Origin of the sequence: Neisseria canis (genome assembly GCF_900636765.1) — a bacterium.
GTDB classification, from domain to species: Bacteria; Pseudomonadota; Gammaproteobacteria; order Burkholderiales; family Neisseriaceae; genus Neisseria; species Neisseria canis.
Genome location: NZ_LR134313.1, coordinates 846165 through 859389 on the forward strand (window position 1 = coordinate 846165; position 13225 = coordinate 859389).

Below are 13225 nucleotides of genomic sequence, written 5' to 3' on the forward strand. Positions count from 1 at the left end.
TAAAGAATGCATAAACAATGCATCGGCAAGAAATCGTTTAACCACTTAAATAATTAATAAAAACAATATGCTCACTTTACTTATTCTGGTCTCCCTGATCGGGTTTCTGGTGTCTAAATACCGGAAACTCGGGGCATTTAATCCGTTCACGCTCTTTTTCGGTGTGTGGTCGGCGATTTTCATCGCCTATAGTTTCTTTCAGGATATTTATTATCCGGTTTCTTCCGAATACCTTCTGATTCAGATATGCGTGCAGCTTTGTGCGCTGTTTGTGATGCTGTTTGCCCGCGCGCCTGCATATCTGCCCGGTGCGGCTTCCCGGTCGGTGTACGAAGTGAATAAGCTGACGTTTTTTATCGTGCAGCTTATTCTGCTGGCGGGCGTTCCGATGATTTATCTGAAAGCCACGGAGCTGGCGGGCGGAAGCGTGTTTACCAGCGTCGGTTACACGCGCCTGCGTTATGCTTTTAATATGGAAGGCGCCAGCGTGGGCATTTTGCGTTATTTCACGCCGCTGTCGTTTGTGGCTTCTGCTGTTGCGGTGTATTTCGCGACAAAAAAACAGATAAGCAAGTTTAGCGCGCTGCTGACGGTGTTTTCGGGCTTGTGCTACGCATTTCTCGCCACGGGCCGGACGTTTTTCCTGCTGATTTTTATCCTGATTGTCGTTCCGTTGGCGGTAAGCGGCAAAATCAAAGCCAAAACCCTTGCGGTATTGGGCGCTTTGTTGGTGTGCGTGTTCTTCCTGATTGCTTGGTTAACATCGAAAGGTACTTCGGTTAACGCTTCGTTCAGTGAAAACGTGGCGGGGTTTGTCGACAGTATGCAGAGCTATCTGGTTGCGCCTTTTGTGGCTTTATCCATGCTGTTCGACAAGCTGACCACCATGCACTACGGCGACTATTCTTTGCGCTTTGTGCTCAGTCTGCTTTCTTCGCAAGGTCTTACCGACCCGCCTGCGCCGATTGTGAAGGGCTATCAGTTTACGCCCATCCCTACCAATCTTTATACGGTTTATGAGGTGTATTTCAGGGATTTCGGTGTGTTCGGCTTTTTCATACCGATTGTATTCCTGCCGGTGCATTGGATGTTTTATAAGCAGGCTAAGCGCAACAACGATTTCTTTATCATTGTGTATGCCATATCGGTGTATCCTTTGCTCACCCAAATTCTGCAAGACCAATACATGACCTTGATTTCGACATGGATTCAAATGGTTTTGGCGTGTATTGTGTTGATTAAAAAACGCGACATCAGGCCGTAAGCCGCGGTGATGGATAAATGCCTGTCTGAAAAGCATCGGCTTGTTTCAGACAGGCATTTTGATTGGGCGGCTATATTTTGAAATGCGCCCAAACCGGTCGGCAGATTTCCGGCAACTCCGGGCAAACGCCCAAGATGCCGCCGCTGAAATCGCCGGCTCGGTGGAAGTCGCTGCCGGTGCTGGACAGCAAACCGTAACGTTGGGCGAGCAGGGCGTAGTTTAAGCGGTCGTTTTTATCGCAGCTGCCGCTGTGTATTTCGATGGCTTGCCCGCCCAGCGCTTTGAATGTTTCAAACAGGTTGCGTTTGGCGGTGGCGGAAAAACCGTAGCGCATGGGGTGGGCAATCACTGCCAGGCCGCCGGCGCCAAGGATAGCGGAAACGCTTTCTTCCAAACCTGCCCATTCGTGTTTGACCGAAGCGGGTTTGCCCTCGCCCAAATACTTGGTAAAGGCCTGCTGTTTGTTTTTGACGTGGCCGCGGGCAATTAAAAAATCTGCCAGATGCGTGCGCGATACCATTTCAGGATTGGCTGCCAATGCCAGCGCGCCTTCGTAAGCACCGTTTATGCCTTTTTTTTCGAGCTTTGCGGAAATGGCGGCCAGCCTTTCCTGCCTGCCTTGCCGCACCCGGGCGAGCAGGGTTTGCAGGGTAGGGTCGTGTTCGTCAAAATCCAGGCCGACAATATGTACGGTGCGGCCGCGCCAGGTTACGGAAATTTCTACGCCGTTGATGAAGCGGATGCCGAGTTTTTGCGCTTCGGCACGAGCTTCGGCCAAGCCCCCTGTGTGGTCGTGGTCGGTTAAGGCCAGCATGGAGCAGCCGTTTTGCGCGGCCAAGCGAACCACTTCGGCCGGGCTTAAGGCACAGTCGGACACGGTGGAATGGCAGTGCAGGTCAATCATGCGGCTTGCTGCTTTCCTGAGATTGTGCGGCGCGCGCGGCTTTCAGGCGCTGCTGTTGTGCGTCGTAGGCGGCTTTTTCATTGTAATAAATGGTTTGGATGCAGGCTTCGCCGCATTCGCTGCCGCAGCATTCCCAATCTTCGGGTTTTACCGGCTCGGGCAAAAGGGGTTCAGACAGGCATTCCTGTTCAGGCTTCTGGGTCGTGTCCATCGCAGATCTCCAAAGTGCAGCCGTTGAATTCAATGGTTTCGCCGCCGCGGATTTTGGCGGTTTTGCGGGTTTCCACCGCGCCGTTGCGCCTTACTTCGCCCGCGGCAATCAAGGCTTTGGCCTGACCGCCGCTTTCTGCCAAACCGGCGAGCTTGAGTAAGTCGCACAGGGGGATGTATTCGTCGTTTTCCAGATATACGGTTGCTTGCATAGTGTGTTCTTCATCAATATCGCAGCAGCCCAAAGCTGCTTTTCAGACAGGCATATTCTACACGAATGCGCTTGTTTAAGCTGTGGGGCTGTTTTATGCTGCGCTGCCATCCTAATTTTCTGCTAATTCCATTGGGATAAATTGGAGCCCGATTAATGAATTCGGTCGGCTGTAAACGATATTTAAGGAGGCTGTTATGGCTGTTACACGGGAAATCGGTGTTGCTTTGTTTTTGGCGATTGTTTTCGGCATTGCCGCCAGCGCGGGCGCCGTGGCTTTCTCATTGGGCATGTTTGCTCCGGTGTCGGGCGGGCAGGCCGCCGCTGCGGCCGTTGCCAAAGTAGGCGGCTATGCCAAAGAAGTAGAGTTTGAATACAACTATCATACGGGCGGCCACTATGAGGTGGACGTTTTAGCCGAAGGTTTGAAACACAAGGTGATTGTGGATGCTTCCAGCGGGCAAGTGCTGGGTGTCGAGCAAAAGCATAAGCACAAGCGTTATTAACCAATTTGCTGAAAGCCTAATGCCTGTCTGAAAAAGGTCTTGATGATTTTTTCAGACAGGCATTGCTGTATTTCAACCCTGTTATAATATCCTTTTACGTTTCCCAACACCTCCCGCCATGACCGATCCCATCTACATCCCCCTGCGCCTGCACACCGAATTTTCGATTACCGACGGCACGGTACGCATCAAAGATGCCGTGAAAAAAGCCGTTTCAGACGGCCTGCCCGCGCTGGGCGTGAGCGACCTGATGAATACTTTCGGCTTGGTGAAATTCTACAAAGCCTGCCGCAGCGCAGGCATCAAGCCAGTGGCGGCGGCGGACGTGTGGATCGAAAACCCCGCCGCGCCCGACAAACCTTTCCGCGCCATGCTCATCGTTAAAAACGACAGCGGCTACCTGCGCCTGAGCGAACTGCTCACCGCCGCCTATGTGGGCAAAGACCGCAACGTCGATCATGCCGAACTGCGGCAGGCGTGGCTGGCAGAAGGCGACAACAGCGGCCTTATCTGCTTATCGGGCGCACACTACGGCGAAGTGGGCGCAAACCTGATGAACGGCCATGCCGATGCGGCCAAAGCGGCGGCGCAAAAATACGCGGCGTGGTTTCCCAATGCCTTTTACCTCGAACTGCAACGCCTGCCCGAACGCCCGCAATGGGAGGCTTCCGTATCCGGCAGCGTCGAAATCGCGGCGGAATTGGATTTGCCGGTAGTCGCCACCCATCCGACCCAGTTTCTCAACCGTGAAGATTTCCAAGCCCACGAAGCTCGGGTGTGCATTGCCGGCGGCTGGGTGCTGGCAGATAAAAAACGCCCGCAAGAATTTACGCCGAGCCAGTTTTTCGTATCGCCCGACGTGATGGCCGAGCGGTTCGCCGACCTGCCCGAAGCGCTGCAAAACACGGTGGAAATCGCCAAACGCTGCAACCTCACGCTCACGCTGGGCAAAAACTTTTTGCCGCTGTTCCCCACGCCCGACGGCATGTCGCTCGACGATTATCTGACCCAGCTTTCCAACGAAGGTTTGCAAGAGCGTATGGTGCAGCTTTACCCCGACGAAGCGGAACGCGCCGAAAAAATGCCCGAATATCAGGCACGCTTGGATTTTGAATTGGGCATCATCATCCAAATGGGCTTTCCGGGCTACTTCCTCATCGTACAAGACTTCATCAACTGGGCGAAAAACAACGGCTGCCCGGTGGGGCCGGGGCGCGGTTCGGGCGCAGGCTCGCTGGTGGCCTACGCGCTGAAAATCACCGACCTCGACCCGCTGAAATACGCGCTGCTGTTCGAGCGGTTCTTAAACCCCGAGCGCGTTTCCATGCCCGACTTCGATATCGACTTCTGCCAAAGCAACCGCGGCCGCGTGATTGAATATGTGCGCGAAAAATACGGTGCCGATGCCGTGAGCCAAATCGTTACCTTCGGCACCATGTCGTCCAAAGCCGTTATCCGCGACGTGGGCCGTGTGTTGGAATTGCCGTTCGGCCTGTGCGACCGCTTGTCGAAACTGATTCCGCTCGAAGCCAACCGCCCCGTGAGCCTTGAAAAAGCGATGGAAATGGAGCCGGAAATCCGCCAGCTGATCGAAGAAGAAGGCGCGGAAGAGTTGATGACGCTGGCGCAAAAGCTGGAAGACCTCACCCGCGGCCTCGGCATGCACGCGGGCGGCGTGTTGATTGCGCCGGGCAAAATTTCCGACTTCAGCCCCGTGTATCAGGCCGACGAATCGGCCTCGCCCGTGTCGATGTACGACAAAGGCGACGTGGAAGACGTGGGCTTGGTGAAGTTCGACTTCTTGGGCTTGCGCAACCTCACCATTATCGAAATGGCGCAGGAAAACATTAAAAACACCGTCGGCGAAGAAATCGACGTAAACACCATTCCGCTCGACGACCAAGCCGCCTATAAAATCTTCCGCGATGCCAACACCACCGCCGTCTTCCAGTTTGAATCGACCGGCATGAAAAAAATGCTGAAAACGGCGCACACCACCAAATTTGAAGAGTTGATTGCCTTCGTATCGCTCTACCGCCCCGGCCCGATGGACAACATTCCCGATTTCGTCGCCCGCATGAAAGGGCAGGCGTTTGAATACATCCACCCGCTGCTGGAGCCGGTGTTGGAGCCGACTTACGGCATCATGGTTTACCAAGAGCAGGTGATGCAGGCCGCACAGGTAATCGGCGGCTACTCGCTCGGCGGTGCGGACTTACTGCGCCGCGCCATGGGTAAGAAAAAGCCCGAAGAAATGGTGAAACACCGCGAAATCTTCGCCAAAGGTGCGGAAGAAAAAGCCATTTCCCGCAAAAAAGCCGACGAAATTTTCGACTACATGGAAAAATTCGCCGGCTACGGCTTCAACAAATCGCACGCCGCCGCCTACGCGCTGATTTCCTACCAAACCGCATGGCTGAAAGCGCATTATCCCGCCGAATTCATGGCCGCCACCATGTCGAGCGAGTTGGACAACACCGACCAGCTCAAACATTTCTACGACGACGCACGCGCCAACGGCATCGAATTTCTGCCGCCCGACATCAACGAATCGGATTACCTGTTTACCCCCAACAACCGCAAACAAATCCGCTATGCCCTCGGCGCCATCAAAGGCACCGGCGAAGGTGCGGTAGCTTCTATCATGGAAGCACGCAAACAGGGCGGCAAATTCACCGGGCTGCTCGATTTCTGCGAACGCGTCGGCAAAGAACACATGAACCGCCGCACCCTCGAAGCCCTGATACGCGGCGGCGCGTTCGACAGCATCGAGCCCAACCGCGCCATGCTGCTCGCCAACATCGACCTGGCCATGAACAACGCCGACCAAAAAGCCGCCAACGCCAATCAGGGCGGGCTGTTCGATTTTGCCGAAGATGCGATTGAAGCCGTGCAGTTGGCGGATGTTCCAGCTTGGGGAGAAGCGCAAAAGCTGGCTGAAGAAAAACAAGTGCTCGGCTTCTACCTTTCCGGCCACCCGTTCGGGCCGTTTGAAAAAGAAGTGCGCCAGTTTGCGCCGGTTAAACTGAACAAGCTCAAACCGCAGGAAAATGTGAGGGTGGCGGGTTTTGCCACGGCTGTTCGTTCCATGATGGGCAAGCGCGGTCGGCTGGTGTTTGCAACATTGGAAGACCCTTCCGGCAGGGTGGAAGTGATGGTAACGGGGCAGGCTTTGGAGCAGGGTTCCGCCGAATTAAAAGCCGACCGGGTGTTGATTATGGAATGCAAGGTCAGCCGCGATGATTATGGCGGCGAGGGCGGCTTGCGCATTATTGCCAACAATGTGATGACGTTGCAGCAGGCGCGCGAGCAGTTTGCACGCAATCTGACATTGCGCTTCAACCCGCAGCATGATATCGAAGCGGCTATCGCGGTGTTGCAGCTTTACCGGGCTACCGATATGCAAACGCAAACCGTGCCTGTGCGCGTGTTTTTCCAAAACGACGGGGCGCGAGGTGAGCTGGAGGTCGGCAGACGCTGGAACGTTACGCCTAAAGCCGAACTTTTTGACAGCCTGACTGATATTTTGGGCGAATATCATTTGACGGTAGGATGGTAAGCTGTTGAAATATAGCAGATAAAATTATTTGTGATACTCAGTGGCGGGACGCGGCAACACACCGGCAAAGTTAACTTGATTGACAGTAAAGTAAAAGGTAATGGCGGATTCGGATTTGAAGTGCAACTTTCCATAACAGAAAAAGGCCGGTATGCGGTAGCATACGGCCTTTCCTGCAAGAAAGATTGCCATGAGCTACACACAACTGACCCAAGACGAACGATACCACATCCAATACCTATCCCGCCACCACACCGTCACCTAAATCGCCAAATGGCTTAACCGCCATAAAAGCACCATCAGCCGCGAAATCAAACGGCACTGCCCACAAGGGCAGCAATACAGTGCCGAAAAAGCCCAACAGCAAAGCCGGCTTACCAAGCAGCGCAAAAGAAAGCCCTATAAGCTCCATTCCCGGCTGATTCAACACATCGACACCCTCATCCGCCGCAAACTCAGCCCCGAGCAAGTGTGCGCCTATTTGCACAAACACCACCAAATCACACTCCACCACAGCACCATTTACCGCTATCTGCGTCAAGACAAAAGCAACGGCGGCACTTTGCGGCAGCATCTCGGAATAGCCGGCAAATCCTACCGTAAACGCTACGGCAGTACATGGAGCAGAGGCAAAGTACCCGACCGCGTCGGCATTGAAAACCGACCCGCCATCGTCGACCAAAAATCCCGCATCGGCGACTGGGAAGCCGACACCGTCGTAGGCAAAGATCAGAAAAGCGCATTACTGACCTTGGTCGAGCGGGTTACCCGCTACACCATCATCTGCAAGTTGAAGAACTTCAAAGCCAAAGACACTGCCAACGCCGTCATCAAGGTATTGAAGGCGCATAAAGCCAGAGTCCATACCATTACCATGGATAACGGCAAAGAATTCTACCGACACATCCGAATAGCCCAAGCATTGGAGGCAGAAACCTATTTTTGCCGCCCCTACCGTTCTTGGGAGAAAGGGCTGAATGAAAATACCAACGGACTCATCCGCCAATATTTCCCCAAACAAACCGATTTCCGCAACATCAGCCATCGGGAGATACGCAGGGTTCAGGATGAACTGAACCATAGGCCAAGAAAAACACTTGGCTATGAAACGCCAAGTGTTTTATTCTTAAACCGGTTCCAACCTCTACTGTCTGAGTGTTGCACTTGAAATTCGAATCTAAGCCTGTCTGAAAGTGAGACATGACCAGTCTTGGGTTATGCTTGATCGTTGAGTCATGTTATCAATAGTTGACAAGAAAAACTTGAATAATAGGATATTAGCTAATTTTCATCAAGATTTTATTTATTGTTATATATAATATCTTCATCATTGTCATATATTTTTTTAATTTCAACTAAAGTTCCATTGTTGTCATGTGTGAATTCTTGTGTTAATTCATTAATAAACTTGAAATTTAATTCAAACTGTTGAGTTTTTACAGTAGATAATAGCCCGTTTGAATTGTAAAAATAGAATTCTTTACGGCAGCCATATTGTCCGACAGAAATTGATGATTCAATTTTGCTATTTTCATAAAAATAATATGTTATATTAGATAATTCTCCATCATAAGAATAGCTAATTGATTTAAAAGGAAGTGAACCATTATTTTCGTTGTAGAAAAAAAATTGAGCATCAAAATTATTAAAGCTACTCCATTCCTTAATTAAAATAATCCGATTATTTTTATCAAAGCAATATTCAAATTTATTATCTTTATTTTTAGGAGGGTTATCCAATAAATCACCTTTTTTTATACCAAATCTCTGGAATGAATAAATAGGGATGTCATAATGCGGTAATGCTGAAAATTCAAATCTTTCTATATCATTAGAAATATCATTTACTAGTTCTTCAATGTTCTTTTTCTCAAAATATCTAAATTCTTCTACAATTTTTTCAAAGTCCATTTAAATTGATCTCCTTAAAATAAATGGGGCTGTCCTAGATAACTAGGTCAAATTCTCTCTTACTAATTGTTTTAAAATGGATAATTGAGACTTTATTTCACTGTGGTTAAAACGCCATTCGCACTCCTTCAAATACAGCTCAAAATGAGCTTTGGGAATGCCATTGAACTTACGTAAATGACGTTTTGCCTGACTCCAAAAATTCTCAATGCCGTTTATGTGGTTTTGCTTGTCCGCAAAATGTGCGCTGTGATTGATACGAAAATGGTTAAATTCGCTGACATCCAATACATCATAGCTTTGTAACAGTCCGTATAAACAATACTGTCAGGCTTAACCTGCTCTCGGATAATAGGCAGTAAGGTGATCGTTTCGGTATTCGGAACGGCGACGGTATAAACCCTACCGTTTCGCTTTAACAGCCCGAACACCGGCACTTTTCCGGCTGCACCGCGACCACGTTTGCCTTTTCTACGGCCACCAAAATAGCTTTCGTCGGCTTCGATTTCACCGTCGAGCATTTCCAAATGCGGGCTGTTTTGATAAATCAGCAAACGTAGACGATGAAAGTAGTAAGCGGCAGTATTTCTATGAACACCTGTTAATTCCGCTGCTGTTCTAGCTGTTACGCCGGCAACGAACAGCTCGATTAGCTTGTGTTGTTTATACTGACTTAAACGGCTTCATAAGGGTTATTTTAAATGCTTTTGAATAACCCTAGTTATCTAGGACAGCCCCAAATAAATTATAAATAAGCTCAAATACTAAAAGTTCCACTTTGAAGTTCTCTACCGATTGCTCTTAACTCTTTTTTGAACAAAACGGGATCATTTATATCTTTTAGCCTATCATAAACATTTTTTTTGTACGTATTGGTATGAACTTTACTATGTGCATGTGCGCTACATGCTCCAGGGTTATCTTGATTACATTTATCTTTTACTGCACTTGAAGTTGGAAGAAATACACTATTTGCAGCATCATTTATCTTTATCCCCATGGTTTGCATTTTTTCTCTTAATGCAACCATCCTTGTGTCCATTGAATTAGACATCACTATATGGTGTGCACTGTTCTTATAATTTGGTTCAGGAACATTTTTGGCATTCATATTTTTTCTCAGTTCCTGTGCATCGCTACTACAATCTAAGCCCCAAGGATCAACCCATCCCTGAGTATTAAGCGCAAATAGGTAAAAATTACTGCCACCCATCAACCCAATCGGGTCTTGATTGACAAACCGACCCGCATCAGGTTCGTAATACCTAAAGAAGTTGTAATGCAGCCCCGTCTCTTGGTCGCAATACTGATTCTGTAACCTAAACGGCTGATGTGCTGTTTCCGTTATGTTTGTTTCGCTCTTCAGCTTACCCCAACCGTAATAATCCCCAAACCAAAGCAGATTACCGTCTTTATCGGTCATTTCTCTCGGTATGCCGATTTGGTCGCAATGGAAATAGCTGGTTTGTTGTTTAGCCTCGCCTTCTGTATCTGTCCAATCACGGATTTGCGCCAGTGGTTCGTAACTGTCTGCATCGGTGTAGATATAGGTGTAGAGGCCGTCTGAATTTTGTTCCCGTAACAGATGGCTGCCGTCCCAAAGGAAGGTAATTTCACTGTCTAAAATATCTTTGCTGTTCGGTGTATTCAGACAGGCATGGTCTTTTAGGCCGTCTGAAAGGGTTTCAGCACCTCCGTTTTCTTTCAGACGGCCTTTGCCGATTCTTCTGCCCAAGGAATCGTAGTGGTAAGCCCAAGTCTCTTTACTGCCGTCTTTCTTAAAGATTTCCACTTTAACCAGTTGGTCATGCAAATCATAGAAATAGTTTTGCACTTCGCCGTTTGGCAGTTCGCGGTGGATTAGATTGCCGAGGTCGTCGTAGTAATAGCTGATGCCGTTGTAGTGTTTGATGCGGTTGTCGGTTACGGCGTTGAGGCCGTCTGAAACAGTTTGGCCGTTGGTGGACTAAGGATTACTTATAACTTCTATATTTGGATTTTGGAAAGTGTACTCTAACCAAGCTTTAGATTTAGAGCTGCATCCTTTAAAGGATATATCATTGTTTTTTATAGAAAATTCTTGTATTAATTCAAAAGGTTCTATTTCATTTTCTAAAATAACTTTTATCAATGGCTTTTCAAAAGGTGATTTAGATATAAAATGCTTTCCACTAAACTTAGACCAATCTTTAATTTTAATTGTAATGTTAGAAATGTATTGCCTCAAAGATTTTGAGTAAGCTTCTGAAAAATAATAAACTATTTCATTTTTATTAATGATTGCTTTAGTTATAGGACAATCGCTAATACTTAAATCATGTATATTCATTTCATTGCCTTTAAATATTTCAACAACTAATTGGGTAGGATGGGAATGTGAGCATCGGGAGATGTTCTATCTACAATATTTCCTTTAATATCTAGAGAGTTTCCTTGTCTATCATATAAATGTGCATGATCATTTGGAGTTTTATCATCAGGAGGATCTAGCCTAACAGCACATTTTCCAGTATCTGTATAATTCCATTGCATAAATCTACCATCAGGTGAACCACCTCTCCATGAAATATTTTCTGATTTTGATAAAACATCTGCAATCTGTTGGCGATTCATACTAGATAGATTTAAACCAACTAAAGGATTTAAACCTAAAGGGTCAATCCAAACTTGCCTATTAGGTGCAAAATGATAAAGATTATTTCCTCCAAGCAGTCCAATTGGGTCTTGATTGATAAACCTACCCACATCAGGGTCGTAATACCGGAAGAAATTGTAATGTAGCCTGATTTCGCTGTCGCAATACTGGTTTTGGAGTCGGAACGGCTGGTGCGCCCTTCCCGTTACGTTGGTTTCTTTGGTTAATTTTCCCCAAGCGTCATATTCGCCTAACCAAAGAAGCTTACCGTTTTTATCAGTCATTTCACGCGGTATGCCGATTTGATCGCAATGAAAGTAATTGATTTCCTGTTTGCTTTCGCTTTCCGTGTTTGTATAGTTGTGAATTTGCGCCAGCGGTTCGTAAGAATCTTGGTCTGTGTAGATGTAAGTATATAGGCCGTCTGAATGTGTTTCCTGCAACAGGTGGCTGCCGTCCCAAAGGAATGTGATTTCGCTGTCTATAATATCTTTGCCGTTTTCAGCTTTCAGACGGTCTTTGCTTACCCTTCTGTCCAAAGCATCGTATTCAAATGCCCAAACTTCTTTGTCCCACTCTCCTGTTTTGGCGTTTTTCTTAAACGTTTCCATTTTAACCAAACGGTCGAACAAGTCGTAATGCAGGTTTTGGGTGCTGCCGTCCGAATGTTCTTTGTGGATGGTGTTGCCGAAGTCGTCGTAGAAGAATTTTATGCCGTTGTAAGCCGCAATGCGGTTGTCTTTTACCTGTTGCCCGTATTCGTTAATCAGGTTGTAGGCGGGGTCGAAGGCAAAGGTTTGGTTTTGCACTTTCAGGGGCTGGCCGAGTTTGTCGTACTCGAAATGCGTGGTACCCGTCCGCTGGTCGCTGCTGTGGAGCAGGTTGCCGGTTTTGTCGTAGCCGTAGCTGCGTTTGACCGCGGTTTGGCTGTAACCCGCTGCTACTTTGTTTTTGCCGTTGCCGCTTTCAGACAGGCTGTTGAGCGCGGCGATTTGTTTTTTCAGACGGCCCAGCGGGTCCAATTCGTAGCGGCTGGTTAAAGCACCCTGTGTCCTTTGGATTTCGCGGTGCAGTTTGTCGCGTTCGATGTCGCTGACGACTTCGCCGTCGAGGTTGATTTGGTGCAGGTGGCCGCTGCCGTAATACAGGTAGTTGATCTGGCGGCCGTCGGGCAATACGGTGGTGGTGCGGTTGCCGTTGAAATCGTAATGGTAATGGATACTTTGGGTCTGCGTTAAAAACAGCATATCGTACTGCGGGTCGCGCCAGTCGGTGTCTATCAGGCCGTTTTGCTCGTTCTCTTCTCGGGTCGGTACCTTCCACCGGTGTTGGCCGATGAGTTGGCCGTTGGGGTTGTAGTCGAAACAGGTTACGGTGTCTCGGTTGGCGGCACGGACGAGGTTGCCGTTAAGGTCGTAATGATAGGCGGTTTCCTGAATATTGCCTGTGTTATCGTGGGCAAGGGTGTGTTTCAGACGGCCTAAGATATCGCGTTGGAACTCGGTGATTCTGAGCGGGGTTTTGTCTTTAAGGCCGTCTAAAATTTTTTAGATTTAATGTAAATTTAACTACGTTTCTTTCAGAAAATCGTAAAATTTTTTACATAAATCTTTTTGAACGTTAGATAGTAGATAAAGAAATCCGCCTACATCTTGATCTTGTTCAACACCATCAAGAAAGTTAGCATTTAAAAAATATAATGTTAATTCTTGTATGCTTTTCTCGAACTCATTATTTAAGCTATCTAAATATCTCAGTGCTAAATTCTCACGTTGATTTAATTGTTTTAAAGAAATTTTTTTATTCAAATACCCTTCTGCAAACTCAATATCGGTAGAGAAACGATAATTGTCGCTTAGAGTAACTACATATTTTTTAGTAAAAAATAGCAATATTTTAACTTCATCTACAACAGAATAATTAACTAACAAACCCTCCGATAATATGTTATTTAAGACAATATTATCATCTCGTTCTACGTTATTATTTATCTGTTTATGAAATTTTTTTTGGACTTTTTTCATC

At 47.7% G+C, this 13225-nt stretch carries 10 protein-coding genes and 4 pseudogenes; 4 read left to right on the forward strand and 10 right to left on the reverse strand.

Translation table 11 applies throughout. The features are described from left to right. The first annotated feature begins 67 nt into the window (after positions 1-67). On the forward strand, positions 68-1264 hold the full coding sequence (locus tag EL143_RS04005; RefSeq protein WP_085417436.1) for an O-antigen polymerase: 1197 nt from the start codon (positions 68-70) through the stop codon (positions 1262-1264). Positions 1265-1334: 70 nt separating this feature from the next. On the opposite strand, the gene EL143_RS04010 is transcribed toward EL143_RS04005, so the two are convergent. Genes EL143_RS04010 through EL143_RS04020 form a run of 3 tightly spaced genes read right to left on the reverse strand, consistent with a single transcriptional unit; the run spans position 1335 to position 2590 of the window. Continuing rightward, positions 1335-2168, reverse strand: a complete 834-nt coding sequence (locus EL143_RS04010) for a PHP domain-containing protein (RefSeq protein ID WP_085417437.1) — start codon at positions 2166-2168, stop codon at positions 1335-1337. Continuing rightward, a complete protein-coding gene (locus EL143_RS04015) occupies positions 2161-2379 on the reverse strand; it encodes an oxidoreductase-like domain-containing protein (RefSeq protein WP_085417438.1) in 219 nt (72 codons plus the stop codon). The genes EL143_RS04010 and EL143_RS04015 overlap by 8 nt, the downstream gene beginning before the upstream one ends. Further along, positions 2357-2590: an RNA-binding S4 domain-containing protein gene (locus EL143_RS04020; protein ID WP_085417439.1), complete on the reverse strand. Its 234-nt coding sequence runs from the start codon at positions 2588-2590 to the stop codon at positions 2357-2359. The genes EL143_RS04015 and EL143_RS04020 overlap by 23 nt, the downstream gene beginning before the upstream one ends. A gap of 196 nt (positions 2591-2786) precedes the next feature. On the opposite strand from EL143_RS04020, the gene EL143_RS04025 reads away from it, so the two are divergent. The 3 genes and pseudogenes from EL143_RS04025 to EL143_RS04035 all read left to right on the forward strand — a co-directional run bounded on the left by EL143_RS04025 (position 2787) and on the right by EL143_RS04035 (position 7822). Beyond that, a complete protein-coding gene (locus tag EL143_RS04025) occupies positions 2787-3095 on the forward strand; it encodes a PepSY domain-containing protein (protein WP_126326566.1) in 309 nt (102 codons plus the stop codon). Between the two features lie 118 nt (positions 3096-3213). Next, positions 3214-6654, forward strand: coding sequence for a DNA polymerase III subunit alpha (gene dnaE, locus EL143_RS04030; RefSeq protein ID WP_085417440.1), 3441 nt, complete (start codon positions 3214-3216; stop codon positions 6652-6654). 190 nt (positions 6655-6844) lie between these two features. Continuing rightward, positions 6845-7822: pseudogene (locus tag EL143_RS04035) on the forward strand (IS30 family transposase). A 131-nt stretch (positions 7823-7953) separates the two neighbouring features. Here EL143_RS04035 and EL143_RS04040 read toward each other — a convergent pair. The 7 genes and pseudogenes from EL143_RS04040 to EL143_RS04065 all read right to left on the reverse strand — a co-directional run bounded on the left by EL143_RS04040 (position 7954) and on the right by EL143_RS04065 (position 13224). Then, on the reverse strand, positions 7954-8565 hold the full coding sequence (locus EL143_RS04040; RefSeq protein WP_126326568.1) for a hypothetical protein: 612 nt from the start codon (positions 8563-8565) through the stop codon (positions 7954-7956). Between the two features lie 42 nt (positions 8566-8607). After that, positions 8608-9215, reverse strand: a pseudogene (locus EL143_RS04045) (IS1595 family transposase). 107 nt (positions 9216-9322) lie between these two features. Continuing rightward, a complete protein-coding gene (locus EL143_RS12940) occupies positions 9323-9676 on the reverse strand; it encodes an AHH domain-containing protein (protein ID WP_408634066.1) in 354 nt (117 codons plus the stop codon). A gap of 33 nt (positions 9677-9709) precedes the next feature. Next, a pseudogene (locus EL143_RS12945) lies at positions 9710-10513 on the reverse strand (RHS repeat domain-containing protein); the annotation flags it as partial. A gap of 18 nt (positions 10514-10531) precedes the next feature. Next, a complete protein-coding gene (locus EL143_RS04055; protein ID WP_126326572.1) occupies positions 10532-10894 on the reverse strand; it encodes a hypothetical protein in 363 nt (120 codons plus the stop codon). A gap of 26 nt (positions 10895-10920) precedes the next feature. After that, a pseudogene (locus EL143_RS04060) lies at positions 10921-12738 on the reverse strand (RHS repeat-associated core domain-containing protein); the annotation flags it as partial. 30 nt (positions 12739-12768) lie between these two features. Further along, positions 12769-13224, reverse strand: coding sequence for a hypothetical protein (locus tag EL143_RS04065; RefSeq protein ID WP_126326576.1), 456 nt, complete (start codon positions 13222-13224; stop codon positions 12769-12771). Between the last annotated feature and the right edge of the window lies 1 nt (position 13225).

Bases quoted from the DNA above. Each gene is read 5' to 3' on its own strand.
- EL143_RS04055 (WP_126326572.1), bottom strand. From the start codon at position 10,894: ATGAATATACATGATTTAAGTATTAGCGATTGTCCTATAACTAAAGCA.
- EL143_RS04065 (WP_126326576.1), bottom strand. From the start codon at position 13,224: ATGAAAAAAGTCCAAAAAAAATTTCATAAACAGATAAATAATAACGTA.
- EL143_RS04040 (WP_126326568.1), bottom strand. From the start codon at position 8,565: ATGGACTTTGAAAAAATTGTAGAAGAATTTAGATATTTTGAGAAAAAG.
- dnaE (WP_085417440.1), top strand. From the start codon at position 3,214: ATGACCGATCCCATCTACATCCCCCTGCGCCTGCACACCGAATTTTCG.
- EL143_RS04025 (WP_126326566.1), top strand. From the start codon at position 2,787: ATGGCTGTTACACGGGAAATCGGTGTTGCTTTGTTTTTGGCGATTGTT.
- EL143_RS04010 (WP_085417437.1), bottom strand. From the start codon at position 2,168: ATGATTGACCTGCACTGCCATTCCACCGTGTCCGACTGTGCCTTAAGC.
- EL143_RS04015 (WP_085417438.1), bottom strand. From the start codon at position 2,379: ATGGACACGACCCAGAAGCCTGAACAGGAATGCCTGTCTGAACCCCTT.
- EL143_RS04005 (WP_085417436.1), top strand. From the start codon at position 68: ATGCTCACTTTACTTATTCTGGTCTCCCTGATCGGGTTTCTGGTGTCT.
- EL143_RS12940 (WP_408634066.1), bottom strand. From the start codon at position 9,676: ATGAATGCCAAAAATGTTCCTGAACCAAATTATAAGAACAGTGCACAC.
- EL143_RS04020 (WP_085417439.1), bottom strand. From the start codon at position 2,590: ATGCAAGCAACCGTATATCTGGAAAACGACGAATACATCCCCCTGTGC.